Origin of the sequence: Enterococcus sp. AZ140, assembly GCF_051714405.1 — a bacterium.
GTDB classification, from domain to species: Bacteria; Bacillota; Bacilli; order Lactobacillales; family Enterococcaceae; genus Enterococcus_B; species Enterococcus_B pernyi.
This window is the reverse complement of sequence record NZ_JBIORU010000001.1, coordinates 2,739,493-2,759,165: the sequence shown is the minus strand read 5'-3', so window position 1 is coordinate 2,759,165 and position 19,673 is coordinate 2,739,493. Positions and strand designations below refer to the sequence as shown.

The 19,673-nt window shown below is 36.6% G+C and carries 16 protein-coding genes; 14 read left to right on the top strand and 2 right to left on the bottom strand.

All coding sequences use genetic code 11. The annotated features are described in order from the left end of the window. The first annotated feature begins 30 nt into the window (after positions 1-30). The 14 genes from IGJ39_RS12585 to IGJ39_RS12520 all read left to right on the top strand — a co-directional run bounded on the left by IGJ39_RS12585 (position 31) and on the right by IGJ39_RS12520 (position 16,039). Entirely contained in the window at positions 31-1,191 is a 1,161-nt protein-coding gene (locus IGJ39_RS12585) for a hypothetical protein (RefSeq protein ID WP_104776189.1), read from the top strand. Positions 1,192-1,256: 65 nt separating this feature from the next. Next, positions 1,257-1,799, top strand: coding sequence for a hypothetical protein (locus tag IGJ39_RS12580; protein ID WP_438764909.1), 543 nt, complete (start codon positions 1,257-1,259; stop codon positions 1,797-1,799). A 123-nt stretch (positions 1,800-1,922) separates the two neighbouring features. Beyond that, the gene (locus IGJ39_RS12575) at positions 1,923-2,519 is read left to right on the top strand and encodes a hypothetical protein (RefSeq protein WP_066025656.1); all 597 of its coding nucleotides are present in this window, start codon (positions 1,923-1,925) and stop codon (positions 2,517-2,519) included. Between the two features lie 125 nt (positions 2,520-2,644). Then, entirely contained in the window at positions 2,645-3,514 is an 870-nt protein-coding gene (locus IGJ39_RS12570; protein WP_104776192.1) for a hypothetical protein, read from the top strand. Positions 3,515-3,665: 151 nt separating this feature from the next. After that, on the top strand, positions 3,666-5,315 hold the full coding sequence (locus IGJ39_RS12565) for a putative polysaccharide biosynthesis protein (protein ID WP_108146105.1): 1,650 nt from the start codon (positions 3,666-3,668) through the stop codon (positions 5,313-5,315). A 31-nt stretch (positions 5,316-5,346) separates the two neighbouring features. Further along, positions 5,347-6,066, top strand: a complete 720-nt coding sequence (locus IGJ39_RS12560) for a pseudouridine synthase (protein ID WP_104776194.1) — start codon at positions 5,347-5,349, stop codon at positions 6,064-6,066. A gap of 463 nt (positions 6,067-6,529) precedes the next feature. Continuing rightward, complete coding sequence (locus IGJ39_RS12555; protein WP_104776195.1) at positions 6,530-7,222, top strand: cell division ATP-binding protein FtsE; 693 nt, start codon at positions 6,530-6,532, stop codon at positions 7,220-7,222. Between the two features lie 1,106 nt (positions 7,223-8,328). Continuing rightward, the gene (locus tag IGJ39_RS12550; RefSeq protein ID WP_010734151.1) at positions 8,329-9,276 is read left to right on the top strand and encodes an ABC transporter permease; all 948 of its coding nucleotides are present in this window, start codon (positions 8,329-8,331) and stop codon (positions 9,274-9,276) included. A gap of 11 nt (positions 9,277-9,287) precedes the next feature. Next, on the top strand, positions 9,288-10,208 hold the full coding sequence (locus tag IGJ39_RS12545; RefSeq protein ID WP_023520476.1) for a carbohydrate ABC transporter permease: 921 nt from the start codon (positions 9,288-9,290) through the stop codon (positions 10,206-10,208). A gap of 25 nt (positions 10,209-10,233) precedes the next feature. Next, positions 10,234-11,694, top strand: coding sequence for an ABC transporter substrate-binding protein (locus IGJ39_RS12540; RefSeq protein WP_438764905.1), 1,461 nt, complete (start codon positions 10,234-10,236; stop codon positions 11,692-11,694). 236 nt (positions 11,695-11,930) lie between these two features. Beyond that, positions 11,931-12,545 (top strand): YesL family protein, encoded by a 615-nt coding sequence (locus IGJ39_RS12535; protein ID WP_065095929.1) that lies wholly within the window; start codon positions 11,931-11,933, stop codon positions 12,543-12,545. Further along, on the top strand, positions 12,538-14,283 hold the full coding sequence (locus IGJ39_RS12530) for a sensor histidine kinase (RefSeq protein WP_438764903.1): 1,746 nt from the start codon (positions 12,538-12,540) through the stop codon (positions 14,281-14,283). Before IGJ39_RS12535 ends, IGJ39_RS12530 begins: the two co-directional genes overlap by 8 nt. Further along, on the top strand, positions 14,273-15,727 hold the full coding sequence (locus IGJ39_RS12525; protein ID WP_438764901.1) for a response regulator: 1,455 nt from the start codon (positions 14,273-14,275) through the stop codon (positions 15,725-15,727). The genes IGJ39_RS12530 and IGJ39_RS12525 overlap by 11 nt, the downstream gene beginning before the upstream one ends. Before the next feature lie 207 nt (positions 15,728-15,934). After that, positions 15,935-16,039 (top strand): putative holin-like toxin, encoded by a 105-nt coding sequence (locus IGJ39_RS12520; protein WP_308726865.1) that lies wholly within the window; start codon positions 15,935-15,937, stop codon positions 16,037-16,039. A 298-nt stretch (positions 16,040-16,337) separates the two neighbouring features. Here IGJ39_RS12520 and IGJ39_RS12515 read toward each other — a convergent pair whose 3' ends face one another. Both IGJ39_RS12515 and IGJ39_RS12510 read right to left on the bottom strand, forming a co-directional pair. Then, positions 16,338-18,491 (bottom strand): GH92 family glycosyl hydrolase, encoded by a 2,154-nt coding sequence (locus IGJ39_RS12515; protein WP_438764899.1) that lies wholly within the window; start codon positions 18,489-18,491, stop codon positions 16,338-16,340. Continuing rightward, entirely contained in the window at positions 18,472-19,539 is a 1,068-nt protein-coding gene (locus IGJ39_RS12510; RefSeq protein WP_438764897.1) for a GntR family transcriptional regulator, read from the bottom strand. The genes IGJ39_RS12515 and IGJ39_RS12510 overlap by 20 nt, the downstream gene beginning before the upstream one ends. Positions 19,540-19,673 lie beyond the last annotated feature (134 nt).

Below are 19,673 nucleotides of genomic sequence, written 5' to 3'. Positions count from 1 at the left end.
GATTTAAGTAAAAATGAAAGAAGGTAGAATATGGAAAGTGGACAGAAACAAATGATTTTATTTTTTGGATTGTCGACAACAAGAGCTGACTATTTTGAACGAATGATCGCAGGGAAACTCTACTTGAAAAATATGACAGTTGCAGAAGATGAAACTTTGCTACAGTATTCATTTGATCGCTATATCAGTTATTTACGGGATATGTTAAGGACAAAAGGGTCAAAGTTAACAACACCAGAACAATGGGAGAAGTTTTCCTATGAATGGCCTGAATATATCAAGCCTGAATATAGAGATTGGCCACTATGGAAAGATTATTACTATCATACACAACAAAACTATAAAAATTGGTTTGCTCGTCTTTATAAAGGAACAGTTGCTCAGCGTTATTTTTTTGTAAACGCCTATTCTAAAAATTATCGACCAAATGAGTTTAGTGTATTGAAAATCCCTGACAACAAAGAATTAGGGAGATATATCTACAGTGAATTAGCTAAAGATCCTAACGTAGATTTAGGTGAACATCGATATGCATATGTCAAAAAAGGTAAAATGTATTCACCAGTATTCCACACTGTCAGGGGATCAAAAATTGGCATCGATATTGCAAAAACAAATCCAAATGTCACTATCTATTTTTTATTAGACGGACTTGATATGAAACGAGTATTGACTAAACCTCGAATAAAAATGCCGACTATCAACGTAACCAATCATGAACTTCGTTATATCTATCGCAATTGGTCACAGTTGGAAGGAAAAATTATTTTCTTTAACGATGGAAAAGAAGTTGCTCCACCGTGGCACACCTCAGAGTACAAGAAGATGTGGCAAGCGTACAAACCTAAAAGTTTTCAAAATAATAATTGGTTACGAAAAAAATGGGCCATTTTTCGCCAGAAAAAAGTGGGTACCCAACAGAAAGTAGCGAACAATAAATACACCGAATATAGCAACGTGCAGGGACGTTTCTTCGTTGATATCCAACAACAGCTAAAGCAAGATAAGACAAAATTCTCCGAAGATAGAGATAAGAAAAATCGGCCATTACAGGAAACAAGACAACCCGATAATCGGATGTTCGTTGAAAAAACAATCCGTAGAGTAGAAAAAATAGCGTATTGGAGAAATGAGTCAGTAGCAAGCAAGGTTAATCGGCAAAGAGAAAAAAAAGAATTTTTACGTAGTTAATGACAAATCAGGGCAACTTTAGGAAAGAATCACTGATGTTAATAAAAAGAGAGAAGGTCTAAAAAATGAATCCTGAAGAGACAAGCGGATTTAAAGAGCAGTTATCAAAGAAAAATAGTCTATCTAAAGAGAAACCAGAGCAAGCTGAACGGACAAGCATTACTGCATCTCTACATGGCAAACATCATCTAGAGGATAGTTCAATGTATAGTATAGAATCTGACTCAATCTATTATAGTCTAGAAGATAGCTCAATACATAGTTCACAAGATCATTTGATACCTAGGGGACAAGCCAAAAAAACAGACAACAGTGTAACAACCTCTCCACAGTCTACATCAAAACGACGAAGAATTTTGTCATACATAGCTGAAAAAATTCAAAAAATAGGCAGGACAACAAAGAGGAAAGAACCTAGAACAGCTGAAGATCATTCGTTACCGAAGCCACAAACGAGTCAAAAAAACGAGAAGCAGTCCACTAAGAGATTAAATGATCTTCCAACATACTTCACACGTAAAATCCGTTCGGCAAATGAAGCTGCAAAAACGGCAAATAACTTATTTTCAAAAAAAGAAAAGGCGATGGTTGCTAAAGAACGAGGGTGAATCGTTTGATCTCAGCTTGAACGTTTTAGTAGAAAAAACGTTAAAGGACAGAAACAAACGAGGTCTGTCTAACAGTATCTGAAAAGGCGAGTCTGAAATAAAAAAAGAAAGAAGGAATAGAAAATGATTGATGAAGAAATACGTGAAGTAGGAGAAAAGTTATTTAACAAAAAGGATCTATCGAAAGAGGAGAAGCTTATAGCCTTTAAATATATAGTTTCACATTATAATATACTAGAAGATGATGTAATAGCCAGACTAGAAAACAACTTTGTACGCAAAGAAGACTCATTTAATGAGGCGATCGATCAACCTCATCGTGAACAAAGATTCAGACCCATAAAGCTAATCGGTCGAGCGATTCAGTCACTGTGGAGAAGAACATGGGGAGTGATAAGAGGCGGTCGACAGTCCGATAGAATCGCTTTAAATAAGGAACAAATCGTCACTACAAACAACAATGAACAACGATCAAAAGAAGGAATCAACCGAAGCGACTCGACTACAAGTAGAACAAAAAACGCTAACACATTTAAGGATGTAAAGGTTACAGGTGATTCGTTACATAGCCCACAAAGGACCAAAAAGTCTATTTTGACTGCGAAAGAGAGCCCGATATACTTCACACGTAAAATTCGTTCGGCGAATGAAGTGGCACAGGCAGTAAATACCTCATTAACTAAAAAGGTAGATCATCCGGTTTCAAAAGAACGAAGATAAACGTTTTGTCGTAGCGTGAAAGTCTCAGTAAAACAAAACATTAAAAGGAGGGTAAGGAAAACAATTTAACTTGTTTCAATTTAAAACTTGTTATTTAAATAAAAAATGGAAGAAGGAATAGGACAATGAATCCAGAAATCACTATGAATTCGATCACCCCACATATCAATAAGTATAGGCGACAACGTGCAAAATATGATGTATATGAATTAATTAAATTAATACAAGAAGTAGAAACTAACCCTAAACTGCAAGAATTGTTAGCTAAAGAAGGAGGTCCGACTAAAGGGGAAGCAGCGTTAGACTATGTGTTAAATAAGATGGATCGTGAATCTTTAGAAAAATCCCCTTCTAGCCGTCCAGCTATCACAAAGTATCTGCGACAAGCAGGAGAAAAAAATCCATCTGTATTCGCTGATTTAATACAACATGTAGAAACTAACCCGGAGATGCAAGCATCGTTAGTTAAAGAAGGAGAACCGACTAAAGGAGCAGCAGCGTTAGAGCATGTGTTAAATAAGATAGATCGTAAATTTGCAGAAAAATTCCCTTCTAGCCGTCCAGCTATCACAAAGTATCTGCGACAAGCAGGAGAAAAAAATCCATCTGTATTCGCTGATTTGATCCAACATGTAGAAACTAACCCGGAGATGCAAGCGTCGTTAGCTAAAGAAGGAGAACCGACTAAAGGAGCAGCAGCGTTAGAGCATGTGTTAAATAAGATAGATCGTAAATTTGCAGAAGAACTAATTCCTAGCAAGTGTTCATCTCAAAAGACTGTACCTATAAGCAAAATGTTTCCTATAAAATCAACGAATGATGGAAAGACAAGAGACGCTATAGTTATCTCTGATCAAAATAGTCGAAAATTATATCCTAAATTCGAAACAGAAGGTTTTAATAGAAAATGTGATTATGCAAAAAAATATGCAACTGTTGTAAATAGCAACTTAGAAAAAAATGAAAAAGCGATGATTTCGAAAGAACGAAGATAGAGAACCAGCTCATCCTGTGATTGAAATAAAACAGTGATTACGTAAAAACTACAACCGCTACAAAATAAAAAAAGCCGATAAAAAGATTGCTACTTTGTGGATTTACACTTAAAATATGAGTAATGTTTTGAAGAAAGTTGGAATCTGATCAATGACTAATCAAAGAAAACCAGCAGTAGAAAATTTGACAGTTCAAGAGAAAATGGCTAGAGGTTCTGCTTGGATGACTGCAAGTAATATGATCTCTCGATTACTGGGCGCAGTCTATATTATTCCTTGGTATGCTTGGATGGGCGAAAATGCAAAGGCTGCCAATGGATTATTCAATATGGGGTACAATATTTATGCGTTATTCTTAATGATTTCAACTGCGGGGATTCCAGCTGCCATTGCGAAACAAACCGCACGTTACAATTCATTGAATGAATACGGGACGTCTCACCGGTTGTTTCTACGAGCAATGCAAATGATGGCTGTTTTAGGGGTGTTTTTTGCAGGGTTTATGTATTTTGCTTCGCCTTGGTTAGCTCGTGCCTCTGGTGGTGGGGAAGAATTGATTCCAATCATGCGCTCATTAAGTGCAGCACTATTAGTATTTCCTTGTATGAGTGTTATTCGAGGATACTTCCAAGGAAATCAGGAAATGATGCCTTATGCACTTTCGCAAATCGTTGAGCAGATTGCGCGCGTATTTTATCTGTTGCTTTCTACATTCATCATCATGAAAGTCCTGTCAGGGGACTACGTAACTGCGGTGACCCAATCGACTTTTGCAGCATTTATTGGGATGATCGTCAGCTTGGCTGTCTTATTATATTTTTTGAAGAAACATCAAGCGTATACAGCAGCTCGTGTGCAATACAGTGAAAACCAAGTGACCATTGCCACGAAAGAATTATTGTTGGATACGATCAAAGAAGCGATTCCTTTTATCATCGTAGGATCAGGGATCACGATTTTTAAATTAGTCGATCAATTTACATTTATTAAAATCATGTCGGATACTACTGAGTATTCCAATGCCCAATTATTGGATCTTTTTTCAATTTTCAGTGCGAATCCTGACAAGTTGACAATGGTCGTCATTGCTTTAGCGACGTCGATTGCTGCGACAGGCTTACCTTTGATCACGGAAGCGGTAACGATCAAAGATCGTCGTGGACTAGCAAAATTAACAAGCAGTAATTTACAGTTGTTTTCCTTTATTATGTTTCCTGCAACGTGTGGTGTGATGCTCTTGGCATACCCTTTGAATACTTTATTTTATACACCAGATCAATTAGGAAGCCAAGTATTGATCCAAGCAAGTTTTGTCGGTCTTTTTCTCGGACTTTATATGCTTGTATCGAATATGCTTCAAGGGATGTTTGAAAATAAAGCAGCGATCCAATACTTACTGGTTGGGTTTCTCGTAAAACTAGTCTTGCAATATCCAGCAATCCGTATTTTTGAAGTGTATGGGCCATTGCTTGCAACGATGATTGGTTTTATCGTTTCTTGTTCGTTGATACTAAAGAAAATCCATCAAGTGGCTCGCTTCAATCGGAAATTTGTATGGCGCCGCACCTTATTGATTTTTATTCTTACTCTGTTGATGCTCCTTGCAGCTGGGCTGACGAAAATGGTTTTCGGGATGTTCTTGAGCCAAGACAGTAAGTTCCAATCACTACTATTAATTGTTTTAGTCGCCGGAGTAGGTGGTTTGGTTTATACGTATCTGGCACTGAAGCTTCGTCTCGCAGATAAGTTATTAGGACGTCAAGGAATGATTCGTTTACGCCGACGTTTGCGCATCAAATAAGACAGGCATTGCTTGAAAAGGGGACAATCACATGCGTTTAGATAAATTTTTAGCTGACATCGGTCTTGGTAGCCGCAAAGAAGTCAAAGGGCTGATCAAAAAAGGCTTGATCACAGTCAATGGAAACTGTATTAAAAGTGATAAATATCAAGTGAAAGAAACCGAAGACACGGTGATGTATCTAGATGAATCCTTACATTATCAAAAAGATTTTTATTATATCTTGAATAAACCAGCTGGTATAGTTTCAGCAACTCAAGATAATCATGATCAAACCGTTATCGACTTACTTTCTGATGAAGATTTTCGGGAAGATCTATTTCCAGTCGGTCGGTTAGATAAAGATACAGAAGGATTGTTGATCCTGACCAATGATGGACAGTTTTCACATCAATTACTCTCTCCTAAAAAACACGTAGAAAAAGAATACTTGGCAGAGGTCAAAGGTGTGATGACGAAAGCAGATGTGTCAGCATTTGCAGAAGGATTACTCATTGATGGAGATGAACAGACACTGCCTGCAAAACTGTTCATTGACTCAGTCGATGAAGAAACAAACACTTCTCGTATCCGCTTGATCTTACATGAAGGGAAATTCCATCAAGTCAAACGGATGGTAAAAGCCGTTGGCAAAGAAGTCACGTACTTGAAACGAATACGTATGGGGAATTTTCTTCTGCCAGAAGATTTAGCTTTAGGAGAGTATCGCCAAATGACACCAGATGAATTGGCACAAGTAAGAAGTAAATAGAGCCTGAAAACACCGCTTATGGGATTGGGGTATACTACTCGATCCTGTAAGTTTTTTGTTTAGGGCGCGGTCAAAGAAGTGTACAGTGGAAAATCTAAACACAAGAAGGAACTAAAAAGTAATTTCCCTATACGAATATGATGTTAAATCAACCAATTATGATGGATAAAACAAAATAATAAATATATAATGTATGATACTCAGTGTATAAATCATTTGAATTTTTTATTAACTAAAAATATTAATTATGTCATTTGCTCAAATAATATTTTAGGGAATATTATGCTCTATTATATTTCTATTTTCCCAAATGGGAGGTACATAACGAATGAAAAAAAGCTGTTTTTAAAAAGTTATTTAGTTTGTAACCAGGAATAATAATTTATTTATGTGAAATGGCAGTTCAGAGAAAATATCTTAGGTAGGTTCTATATCAATATTTCAAAACAAGGCAGAGGGGAATATGAAAAAGGATAATTTCATCTTGATGGATAATCTTGGAGTGGAACATAAAAACACTAAAGTATTAAAAAATATAAATATGCAAATTGAACATGGAGAATTTGTATTTTTGATAGGAAAAAGTGGCTCGGGAAAAACCACTTTAATTGAGTTGATTCAAGGGAGACGAATGTATAATACGGGTAGCTTGAAAATCAATGATAAAGAAGTATGTCAATATAACTATAAGGAATTACAAAATTTAAGGGAAATGATGGGGGTAGTTTTTCAAGATACAAGATTGATTGAAGAGTGGACAGTATTTGAAAATATAGCTTATAAATTGGAATATTTAGGTTATCCATCCTCATTGATACAGTCGAAAGTTGAGGAAGTTGCAGCAGATCTAAAAATAGATCGATGTATAAAAAATTTACCTAGAAATTTATCTGGTGGTGAAAGACAACGTGTGAATATTGCCAGAGCAATCGTTGCGAATCCCCCAATTATTATTGCTGATGAACCGACAGCTAATTTAGATAAGGCAAATGCAAAAATAGTATTTGAGTTATTGAAAAAAAAGAATAAACTTGGCTCTACGATTATTATGTCTACTCACGATCCTAACTTTATAAAAGAATCTGAATTTAGAATCATTAAGTTAACTAAAGGAGAGAAGGTATATGATCAATGTGGGTCCAACTATTTTATCTAACCTATATCTTGTTAGGAGAAGTATTAAAAGCGCATGTAAAGTAGGATTTAGATATGTTGTTTCGGTTACTATTATTGGCATCCTATTTTTTGAGTGTGTCTTTTTGCAACTGTATTTACAAAGATTTATTCAAATAATGGAACAAGAAATAATGAGTAGCGATTTAAAGTCGGCACAACTAAGTTTAGATGGGAATCAGTTTTTAATTATGCAAATTTCTTTTGGGAGGGATATTTTATCCTTTTTAATAGTGATAATTAGCATATATATATTATTTGACTTTAGAAATAAAATTTTACTAATCAAGGTAATTGATAGAACAGATGTTGAAACAAAAATATATTTGGGAATCCAACCTAAATATGTATTGAGAGAATTACTACTAAAAAATTTTTTTATCTACATAATTGGATTAAGTCTTAGTTATATCATTTGTATCTTTCTAAATATGAAACTAGTTTCTTTGTTCAATTCTATTTTGCCCTATGATTTACAGGGACATCACAGAAATGCCATTTTCTTTTCAATGATTTTTTTTATGTTAATACTTTCTATAGTGTTAGTATTTTACACTATTATAATAGAATTTATCAGTATTCAGAGATTTAAGAGAACTTTTTCACTGTATTAACATTGGTATTTTTTCCATATGTAATCAGTTTTATTACGGAGTTCTTTTTTTCACATTCTCACTAAATAAAAGTATAGATTTATAAAAACATGCGTATGTAGAGCAAATAAACTGACTTAACTATTATCCAACCACAGTCATACGTTATTATGTAAGCATCCAATAGCAAAGTACATAAATATTTTTCTAACTGCATTTAGACTAAAAATAGATAGAGCAATAGAAACAAAACCTACTTATAGGATTCAGGAACGCTTTCCTAAATCCTGTAAGTTTTTTTGTTTATTTATTGAAATCATGATAGATGGCAACCTAAAACAGCTATTTTTCATTTTTCTGTCTCACGCCTTAGATCAAAATGATTCTTTTACAATCTTCTCTATAATTTGTTTCATTTTCCCTATGATTTGTTCATTTATTATATCTTTTGAAAGCGCTATAATGACAGTGCGAATGAGGTGAAAGGAGTTTTTATATGAGAAAAAGGAAGGGGTTAAAAGGTTTTTTTGGGAATTTATGGCGCTATAAGGCGCTTGTTTTAATGGCGATCCCTGGGATGATCTGGATGATTTTTTTCTTTTACATCCCGGTATTAGCGAATGTCGTTGCGTTTAAAAATTTCCATATTTCTGCGGATGGCTTTCTTGCCAGTTTAAGGGAGAGCCCATGGGTTGGATTGGAGAATTTCAAGTTTTTATTTTCTTCTGACCAAGCGTTTCTGATTACCAAAAATACGATTTTATATAATGTGACATTTATTTTACTGAATCTTTTGATATCTGTCGTGTTTGCAATCATTATGAGTGAATTGCGAAATAAACGATTGGTAAAAGTATACCAGACCATGTCATTGCTTCCCTATTTCCTTTCTTGGGTCATCATTAGTTACTTTGTCTATGCGTTTTTAAGTCCAGATAAAGGGATCTTCAATCAATGGCTGGCAGCAAGTGGGAGAGAAACAATCAATTGGTATAATGATCCTAAATATTGGCCATTTATTCTAGTCTTTATTGGAACATGGAAAGGGATCGGCTATAACAGTATCATTTATTTTGCCTCAGTTATGGGAATCGATCCGACGTATTACGAGGCAGCGATGGTGGATGGCGCAAGCAAGTGGCAACAAATCAAACATGTGACGATTCCACAATTGGTCCCTCTGATGACGATCTTGACGATATTAGCAGTTGGAAATATTTTCCGAGCGGACTTTGGTTTGTTCTATAATATCCCAAGAAATTCCGGAGCGCTTTATGAAGTGACACAAGTTTTAGATACTTATATCTATAATGGGCTGACATCCACTGGCGACTTTGGTATGACGGCCGCAGCTGGGCTGTATCAATCAGTCGTCGGCTTTGTTTTATTAATGATCACCAATACGATTGCTCGTCGTTTTGACAGCGAATCGGCATTGTTCTAAGGAGGAGAAAAATGAATAAAAAGAAAGTTCAACGAGTAGAGATCCGCTCGTTTAGTCAAACCACCAACTTTTTCTCCAATATTTTGATTGCACTTTTTGCTTTTTCTTGTGTGTTACCATTTATTTTTGTAATTGCGATCTCTTTTACAGATGAATCCATTTTGTCCACACAAGGGTATAGTTTCTGGCCTAAAACATTTAGTACATTTGGGTATACTTTTTTGTTTGACCAGATGCAAAACAAAATTTTTCAGGCTCTTTTCGTCACTGTTCTTGTGACAGTAGTAGGAACGTTGATCAATAGTACAGCAACTTCTTTATATGCTTATGCTATTTCTCGATCCAACTTTCCATTTCGTCGTTTCTTTACAGTCTTTTGTTTGATCACGATGTTGTTCTCACCAGGGATGGTTGCGAACTACTTAGTGATGACGAATTTATTACAACTGAAAGATACGATTTGGGCATTGATTTTACCGATGGCAGTCAGTCCGTTCAATATTATCGTGATGCGAACATTCTTTAAACGTTCGGTGTCTGATTCGATCATTGAATCTGCTAGGATAGATGGGGCGAGTGAACTTCGGATTTTTGTACAAATCGTCTTACCCTTAGCGATTCCAGGAATTGCGACAATCAGTTTATTTGCAGCTTTAGGTTATTGGAATGACTGGTTCAATGCGTTACTGTATATTCAAAACGATAATCTCGTTCCATTGCAATATTTATTGATGAAGATTCAAAGCAATATCCAATATCTTACTCAAAATGCTGGAGCAGGTAGTCAGTTAGCCGGCGGTCTTGCTTCTGTTCCTGGAGAGTCTGCTCGTATGGCAATCGTTGTTATCTCAACATTACCGATTGCGATCAGCTATCCATTTTTCCAAAAACATTTTGTTAAAGGGTTAACGATTGGCGGCGTCAAAGAATAAAGCACTAAAATAGGAGGAAAAAGATATGAAGTTATGGAAAAAATTAGCTTTTACAGGATTCTCAGCACTAACAGCAATCAGTTTAGCAGCTTGTGGGGGCGGTTCAGGTGACAAGGACGATGCAGCGGCCAGTGATACGACGACATTACAAATGTACCAGATCGGTGACAAACCAGATAACCTTGATCAGCTGATGGAAGTCGCAAATAAACGTATTGAAGAAAAAATTGGTGTAAAAGTCAATATCAATTATATTGGTTGGGGCGACTATGAGAAGAAAATGAACGTCATCATCTCATCCGGTGAAAATTACGATATCGCTTTTGCCAACAATTACGTATCAAATGCACAAAAAGGCGCGTTTGCAGACTTGACTGAATTAGCGCCTAAATATGGAAAAGAAGCGTATGATTCTTTGGATGAAGCATATATCAAAGGCAATCTGGTCAATGGGAAATTATATGCTTTCCCTGTAAACGGCAATGTCTTTGCACAACAAGTGTTGACTTTCAATAAGCCATTATTAGACAAATACAATTTATCGATTGATGGTATTGAAACGTATGCAGATGCAGAAAAAGTTTTACAAGAATTCCATAAAAAAGAACCGAATACAGCGGCCTTTGCCATTGGCCAAGGATTTAAAGTACAAGGGGATTTTGATTATCCATTAGGAAATACTTTGCCATTTGCGGTTGATTTGAATGGTGACAAAACAAAGATCATTAACCAATATGACAACGAAAATTACATCGAACTGTTACGGACGATGCATAGTTGGTATGATCAAGGATTGATCCCTAGTGATGCAGCGACTAGTAACAAAGATTATCCGTTAGAAGGTAATACATGGTTGATGCGTGGAGAAACACAAGGACCATACGATTACGGCGATACGATTTTAACAAATGCTGCAAATCAAGAATTAGTATCGAAACCAATTACTGTTCCTTTGAAATCAACAGGACAAGCGCAAATGGCAAATTTTGTTGTCTCTAATACATCAAAAAACAAAGAGAAATCAGTAGAGTTCTTAGCGTTATTGAATAGCGATCCTGAATTGCTTAACGGCTTGGTTTGGGGAATCGAAGGAGAGGCATGGGAAAAAGTTGGCGATGACAAAGTAAAATTATTAGACGGCTATCAGCCAAAAACACACATGTCTGCTTGGAATACTGGAAACAATAAGATTCTTTATACACAAGATACGATTACCGATGAAATGATCGCTAAAAGAGATCAATCGATTGCAGAAGCTGAAACTTCTCCAATCTTAGGCTTCAGCTTTAATACAGACAGCGTAAAAACTGAATTGAGTAATATCTCAAACGTCATGAATCAATACCTTGATGGATTGAACACTGGAACTGTCGATCCAGATGAAACCTTACCAAAACTAATGGATGCCTTAGATAAAGCTGGATACGACAAAGTACTGACAGAAATGCAAAAACAATATGATACATTCCGACAAGAAAACAACTAAACAAAGCTAAGGTTGTGACGGAAGTGTCTAGCTCCGATAAATAAGGCGGAATCCACGGAAATTGCTCTTGAATTTTTGTGGATTTCGTCTTATTTCCGAAGGAGTTACTTCTAGCTGATGACCGAAGATGTGCTTCTTGAACACCATTTATTTGGTTTTAGATATTCCAATATGCTCAAGGTTACAGTATGTTTTTGTATAATAGGATATGATGAAGAATAAAGGGGGAAAGTCCTGTGTTAGGTAGAGCATTGGAAACAGTATTCATACGCGTATGGGTCATCATGAAATTGACATTGTATTTTTGGGGCTTAGCTGTGTGTGGCGGCGTCGTTTTAGGAATCGGGCCAGCTTGGAAAGTTGTCAATGAACAGTTTTATCTCCATGGTTTCGAATATAAAGACATCACGATCAGCGAAAGTTGGCAGATGTTCAAACAGTCCTTCGTGCGAGGAAATCAATTGTTTGGTCTTTTTTCGGCTTGTCTTTTTTTGCTTAGTTATAACTTGTATTTATCTGTTCAGATTCAAGGGATTCTTTTCTTAGTGATTGATTTTATTATACTGTTTAGCATGTTGTACGCTTATGCGACGTATCAATATAGTATGATTTTAGATAGTGGCTATCAAATGACTTTAAGAAATCTACTGAAGTTGAGCTTGATTTCCAGTTTCGCAAGTTTTTCAACTTTCTTAAAAATCATCCTTGGCAGTGGTCTGATTCTTTGGGTGACGTGGAATTATAAAGGGTTGATTTTATTTGGTTTGATTGGGTTACTTACAGTTTGGAACGGAACGATCACCAAACAATGGCGGGAAAATCTGGACTTGCAGTTGGAAACATATGAATAGGTTAGATTTTATCTTTTCAAAAGGAACGTTGTTAAACCGTTTATTGCGTAAATATGCGATCATGATGATTGCTTTGACGATGATTGCAACGATCATCATCAGCGTGCATACATTCATCCAAAGACAAATCCAGGCACAACAAGTAGTGAATGAAGCAGTTCAAAGTACGTTGCGAACGCTTAGTGATAAAACAACGTTAAGTAAAGTGATCAAAGATCAATTTGTAGGGGATTCAGATAAAATCGAGAATACCACCACTTATTTAACGAAACCGATCGATCAATATTTGATGTATGCGTACGACCGACAACGACAATCTGCTGATTTTCTTTCATTCCCTAACGTAGTTCGTGATATGTATGTCAATTATGAAGAGGTAAGTAGTGTGTACCTTGTGTTCAACCAATTACCAGAATATTTTGAGTCCACTAGAGAGAACAAAGGCGGGATAGTCAAGCAGGGAACGCCACAATTAAAACAGGCTTTTTATATCAAAATGACGATTACACAAGGTGGCGCAGAAATTGGCAGTATGTTTGTAGGGTTTGATAAAGATGAACTTGATGCAGCGCTGACGAATTTAAATACGTTTAATGGATTATCTCTTTACATGATTTCCGGAACGAGTAATCGGTTGTATACATTTCATGATCGAGCACTGGGCAAAGAACGAATCTTTAAGCAGGAAAAGTTGATCAATCAGACCCTACAAGCGGATTCTACATTACCAGTGGAGAAATTAGAAAAATCGAATTTTATCCAATCGCAAGAGGTGTCCGACGATTATCGTATTTTAGCCACATTAGATAAGCGTACGGTTCGCCAAGTAACAGAAAAAAGCTTAGCACCGTTAATTATTGGCGTCATTTTATTGGATGGTTTATTGCTTTTATTTTTATACAAGACGTTCAAACGTTATTCTCAACAAATCGATCGTGTCATGGAAGCCATGGATGAAGTGGCTAGAGGGAATTTAGATACTCGTGTGGATACTAGTATCACTGAATACGAGCTAAAAGACCTATCAGTCGGAATCAATGAGATGCTAGGCAGTATCAATCAATATGTGGAAGATATCTACAAATTAGAAATCAAACAACAAGATGCGCACATGCGCGCATTACAAGCACAAATCAATCCGCATTTTCTATACAATACATTGGAATATATTCGAATGTATGCCATCAGTGAAGGTAGTGAAGAACTAGCAGATGTTGTCTATGCTTTCTCTGCATTATTACGTAATAACACCAATCAGGAAAAGACGATTCATTTAAAAGAGGAATTGGATTTTTGTGAGAAGTATGTGTACCTCTATCAAATGCGTTATCCTAGCCGAATCGCCTATCATTTCACAATCGAATCATCATTGGAAGAGATTGAAGTACCGAAATTTATCATCCAACCATTAGTAGAAAATTATTTTAAACATGGCGTTGATTTTACTCGTTTTGATAACGCATTGAGTGTAAAAGTATTTGAAGAAAATGGACTTGTTCATCTTTTGATTCGTGATAATGGCAAAGGAATCACAGAAGAGCGATTAGCTGAAATCAGCGCACAGTTGGCGCAAAGTAAAGTAGAACTCAGTGGATCGATCGGCTTACAAAATGTCAATGAACGGTTGCGTGCTAGTTTTGGACCGAGTTATCAGATGACCCTAGCTAGAAATGCAACTGGTGGATTAACGATCCATATTACTTTTAAAATAAAAAGGGGAGCTGCTGATGTCTTATAACGTACTATTAGTTGATGATGAATATATGATCTTAGCTGGCTTACAAAAAATCATCGATTGGCAAAATTTAGGATTTAACGTTGTTGCTACCGCAGAAAATGCTATGCAAGGACTGTCGATTTTAGAAACACAGCCAATTGATCTAGTCGTCACAGATGTAACGATGCCTGAGATGAATGGATTAGAATTTATTGAAGCTGCTCAAAAAGAACATCTTTTTGAATTTATGATCTTATCGGGCTATCAAGAATTTGATTATCTAAAAAGCGGGATGCAGTTAGGCGCTGTTAATTATTTGATGAAACCAGTCAATAAAGCAGAACTGATTACTAGTCTTGAAACCGTCAAGAAACGCTTGGATCATCGAAGACAACAAAAAAATCAACAAGAAGTGTACCAAGAAATTCTATTTAGCCAATGGTTGAATGATGAATTGGATGAACCTAGTGAAGAAGAACTTTTAGAAAAACTAGGCAAGCGTCAGCGACGTGTCTTACTTGCACAAGTACCTAGGCAGGCTGAAACGACAATCAGTCAGTGGCTGACAAAAAGAAAAGAACCTTTTTATTACCAACGAAATTATGGAGAACTTGTTTTATTTGTTTTGTTGCTTCAGGAGGAGGCAGTAGAACTGTTTAGCCATTTTATTGAACAGTCGCTGATGTGTGAGAATTGGCTGATCAGTATTGGAGATGAATCTTGTGATCCGGAAACGATACCGCAAAGCTTCCAGCATGCTAAAGATAATTTACAACTACATCAATTCTATGGGGATCAAAATCAACGTATTTTCTATGCCGAACAAGCAGAAATTAAACAATCAATTGATTTTGTATCATTTAGTCGTGTGTTGAAAAGTGGTCAGTTAGCGCTCGCACAACAAATGATCTCTGACTTTTTCGAGCAATTCCAACAGGCGGTCATGTCGCCTGAAGATATCCGTCATTTCAGTTTTTTATTATTTATGGATATCTATCGTGAGCTGATCCGTTTAGAAGATGATGAATACTTAACAGGCATCCAAAAAATCAATCAAGCAAAATCTGTCCAAGAGTTGCATCAACTCCTACTATCTTTATTGGAAAATCAGCATAATCAAAAATATAGTCAAAATGTCGAAAAAGTTCTTCAAATCTTACATGAGAGATATAAAGAACCGTTAACCTTGAGAGAAGTCGCAGAACATTTGCATCTGAATGTCATGTATCTAGGACAACTGTTTAAAAAAGAAACTAAAAAAAGCTTCTCTGCGTACTTGAATCACTTAAGAATGGAACAAGCAAAATGGTTGCTGATCCATAGTAATCAAAATATCAATGAGATCTCTAATGAAATCGGCTATAATAATACGACCTATTTTTCAAAATTATTCAAAAAAATCGTTGGACAGTCGCCTTCAGAATACCGAGAAAATCAAAGTCAAACAGAAGGAAGTTTCATCTGAATAAAAAACAGAGATCGTGAGATTTAACATCTCATTATCTCTGTTTTTATATGATTGAATAAGTAAAAACAATCATATAAAAAAACAAAAAACATAAAATATGTGATGGGTTCTATGTTAAAATGGACGATGTAGATTGTTTATGATGGTAGCTACTCAGGGGGTGATGCGTATGAGCATTTTCCTACTTCAACGAAGGGAGTAGCCATTTTGTCTGTTGCGGAAGCACTGGCATTGATGATCCAGTTCGGATCATTGATGCTTGCGCTTGTTGGCATTATGCTGACAATCAGCAAAAACGATAAAAAATAAACCCGTCATAAACTTTTAGCGAAGTTGACGGGTTTATTTTAGCTCAAAACATGCTACCACAAAACGGCTACATTGGAGCGATGTTAGCGCATCGCTTCTTTTCTTTAGTATAGCATCTCAACGAGTCATCTGTAAACAACGAGTCATGAGTAAAATCAATCATTCAATAAAGTCCTAATGGAGTCGCACATTCTCTAAAATTAGTGCTGAAGCGGATGGCAAATGGAATTAACTAAAGAGTAAGCACTGGGGTAGAAGCTTCCTTAACCATGCTTCTTTTCTAGCTGAACCACTGATATTATTCTTGGCGACTTAAAGAATAAGGCAAACTATCCTCTGAATAAGTTTTAGTATGAGGAACAATACCTAAATGGTAGTTGATCGTGCCACCGTTTAGTAAATCTTTATGAGTAAAATATAGCTTTTCATAAGTGTAGCCATCTCGACTTACATGGTGAATAAACTGTTGTTGGGGCTGATTAGGCGTAGCATGGATAGTCAATTGATTGCCGTTTGAAAGTGTTAAGATCACTTGATCAAACAGTGGGATACCAATAACATACTCGCCTGTCCCAGGTGTAACCGGATAAAAACCTAAACTGTTAAAGATATACCAAGCAGCCATACTACCATTGTCCTCATCACCAGGATAGCCAGTGGATGATGCATCGAAAAGTTGCGTAAGTAATTGTTTGATCAAAGGTTGTGCCATTTCGGGTTTCCCAAGGTAATGGAAAAGATAAGGGTAGTGAAAACTTGGTTGATTGGATATAGCTAATTGCCCAAATTCAATCGCAGCCATTTCGCTCATCTCATGGATCTCAAAACCATAACCACCGACTTCAAACTTAGGCGGTTGATTACATAATTCAACTAATTTGTTCTCAAAAGCTTGTTTTCCACCATGCGCTTCGATCAGTCCTGCAAAGTCATGGAAAACAGCAAAACTACTTTGCCATGCGCTTCCTTCTGCATAATCTGTGCCCCAAGAAGTAGGGGAGAAATCAGGACGGAATTGTCCAGACAGGTCTTTTGAACGCATAAAACCAGTTTCTGTATCAAAAACATTGCGATAGTTCATGGATTGTTGCTGATAGTGACGAGTTGTTTCAACATCAGCTAGTGTTTGAGCAACTTGACTGATACAAAAATCACTGTAGGCATAATCAAGTGTGTGATTGATCGATTCATGGTAATGGTTTGGCACGTAGCCATACTTTAAATAATCGATTGTCCCTTGGCGACCATAATTTTGTTGATCACTTTGAACTGTCGCTCCTTTTTTCATGGCTTCTAAAAATTCCGGCATATTCTGACTGCCGATACCTTTGATGGCAGCATCAGCGATCACTGCATCGATCAATGTTCCAGGCATGAGACCTCGTTCATCTGGAGAAAGCCATTTAGGTAAGAAGCCAGTTTCTCGATAACTGTTTAAAAAACCTTCCAACATCTCTTCATATTTTTCGACCGCAATCAATGAAAAGAGTGGGTAAACCGTTTTGTACGTATCCCAAAACCCATTATTTGTATAAAGAATCCCATTTTTTACTGTACAACTAGTGGTATCATAATGGATTTTTTTTCCTTCTGGATCAATTTCGTAAAAGGTTTGTGGGAATAGGAATGTCCGATATAAATTGTGATAGAACGTTTGCGTTTGTTTTTGATCATGATGGTTGATTTTGATTCGATCAAAGTAGTTTTGCCATTGCTCCCGACTGTCTAAAAGATAGTCTTTTTCTTGTTTTTCTTGCTCTTGTTCCAAATTGTGGTGAGCTTGCTCATTACTGATGAATGACGTCCCTAGCCGAATCGTCTGTTGCTTGATATGACCAAAATAAAGAGCTACGGTGTCTGCTTGTTCGCTAGAATACTCGAGTTCACTAGTTGTCAGAGGCTGTTCGAAGCCCAAAACAAAATAAAAAGTGAAATTCGGATCTTCTGCGCCCGCAAAATGAGTGACTTGGCCTTCTAGTGTGTAGGCATCTTTTGCAGTAAGACGGAAACGGCCAGGAAATGCTAGTAATAAACCGCTATTATTTTGTTGGTAAGTGATGGAAAGGATGCCGCCATACATACTAGGGATCAATGTCGATTGAATACCGTAACGCAATTGGTCAATGGAAAGGTGGGTGGGACAAAAAGTACATTCTTCTGGGCGATACGAACTTTGGGCATGGAACACCGTGGGTTCTTGTAATACTCCACTGAACGGAGTCATCAAAAAGTGGCTGAAATCCCCCATCCAAGGACTAGGTTGATGAGTCAAACGATAGCCTTGGAAAATCCGGTCATCGGGGTGAAACCACCAACTACCTCTTTGTTCATTTGTCTGTGGGGCAAAATAGTTCATACCAAAAGGAACGCCTGTATAAGGCAGGCAATTCCCATTAGAAAAGTTGGCTTGATTCGCAGTGCCATGACGTGTATCAATTTGTTGAATGTCCATGTGTATACTCCTTTGTCGATAGTCGTTGGATCAAAGTAACAGGATGTTTGATGTCAGCCGGTGTTTCTTTTGTTTGCAACCACTGGATCATCGCTTTGCCCGCCAATTCGCCTAATTGGAGAAAATCTTGGGCAATCGTTGTTAAAGGCGGATCAACCAAAGCAGCAGCTTGGATATCATCGAACCCGATGACAGAAAAATCATTGGGAATGGTGTAACCCAATTGTTTTAACGTAGTCATTGCTTGAATTGCAACTAAGTCATTCTCGCAAACAAATGCTGTAACGTTATGTGTATGAATATAGTTAGCTAATTCATTAGTGGTCGCCATTGGATCATTTAATGCAGTATGGAACGATAATTCTGCTTTATTCAGTGCTTCAAGATAACCGAGATAGCGTTGTCTCACGGATTGTGGATGGGACAAATCACCAAAAAGATAAGCGATTTTTTTGTGACCTTGTTCAATCAGTTGATTGGTTGCTAAAGAACCACCTTGAAAGTTATCCGATAAGACAGTTGGAAAAGGTAACTCATATATTTTTTTATCTAGCATGAGTACTGGAAAGTCTTTTAAGGAAAGCTCAAAAAGCAAGTCAAGATGTTGATCTGTTTCAAAAGCATAATAAATCAAGCCATCAAATTCTTGCATCAAATCATTGGCTGTCTTTGTTTCTAAAAAATCTAAAGTCGTCATCATGACCTCGAATTGATGTTCTTGCATGATTGGATTCAAGCCCTGAGTAAAGTCACCCACGGATAAATCAGACAAGTAAGGCAAAAGAAATAAGATTCTTTTATGAGTAGAGAGACTACGTGAAGGAACACCTTTTTTGGGAGCTTTAACAAAACTTCCTTTTCCGCGTACACGATAAATCAATCCTAGTTGTTCTAATTCTGTCAATGCCCGTTTGGACGTGATCCGACTAACATTGTATTGTTGGGATAGTTCTTTTTCAGTGGGAACTTGACTGTCGACAGGTAAAGTTCCATCATGTATTGCTTTTTCTAGCGCTAAAAATATTGTTTTATATAATGGTTGATCCATAATTACACCTCTTAATGATATATCATAATTAAATCATAGCATAATACTTGAAAAAGTAAATAGAAAAAAGTTTATTGAAAGCGTAGACATTTATAGCGTGAGCAGGTATAATCCATAATGACATATCAAATAAA

Coding starts and splice junctions, on each gene's coding strand:
- IGJ39_RS12585 (WP_104776189.1), top strand. CDS start 31: ATGGAAAGTGGACAGAAACAAATGATTTTATTTTTTGGATTGTCGACA.
- IGJ39_RS12580 (WP_438764909.1), top strand. CDS start 1,257: ATGAATCCTGAAGAGACAAGCGGATTTAAAGAGCAGTTATCAAAGAAA.
- IGJ39_RS12575 (WP_066025656.1), top strand. CDS start 1,923: ATGATTGATGAAGAAATACGTGAAGTAGGAGAAAAGTTATTTAACAAA.
- IGJ39_RS12570 (WP_104776192.1), top strand. CDS start 2,645: ATGAATCCAGAAATCACTATGAATTCGATCACCCCACATATCAATAAG.
- IGJ39_RS12565 (WP_108146105.1), top strand. CDS start 3,666: ATGACTAATCAAAGAAAACCAGCAGTAGAAAATTTGACAGTTCAAGAG.
- IGJ39_RS12560 (WP_104776194.1), top strand. CDS start 5,347: ATGCGTTTAGATAAATTTTTAGCTGACATCGGTCTTGGTAGCCGCAAA.
- IGJ39_RS12555 (WP_104776195.1), top strand. CDS start 6,530: ATGAAAAAGGATAATTTCATCTTGATGGATAATCTTGGAGTGGAACAT.
- IGJ39_RS12550 (WP_010734151.1), top strand. CDS start 8,329: ATGAGAAAAAGGAAGGGGTTAAAAGGTTTTTTTGGGAATTTATGGCGC.
- IGJ39_RS12545 (WP_023520476.1), top strand. CDS start 9,288: ATGAATAAAAAGAAAGTTCAACGAGTAGAGATCCGCTCGTTTAGTCAA.
- IGJ39_RS12540 (WP_438764905.1), top strand. CDS start 10,234: ATGAAGTTATGGAAAAAATTAGCTTTTACAGGATTCTCAGCACTAACA.
- IGJ39_RS12530 (WP_438764903.1), top strand. CDS start 12,538: ATGAATAGGTTAGATTTTATCTTTTCAAAAGGAACGTTGTTAAACCGT.
- IGJ39_RS12525 (WP_438764901.1), top strand. CDS start 14,273: ATGTCTTATAACGTACTATTAGTTGATGATGAATATATGATCTTAGCT.
- IGJ39_RS12515 (WP_438764899.1), bottom strand. CDS start 18,491: ATGGACATTCAACAAATTGATACACGTCATGGCACTGCGAATCAAGCC.
- IGJ39_RS12510 (WP_438764897.1), bottom strand. CDS start 19,539: ATGGATCAACCATTATATAAAACAATATTTTTAGCGCTAGAAAAAGCA.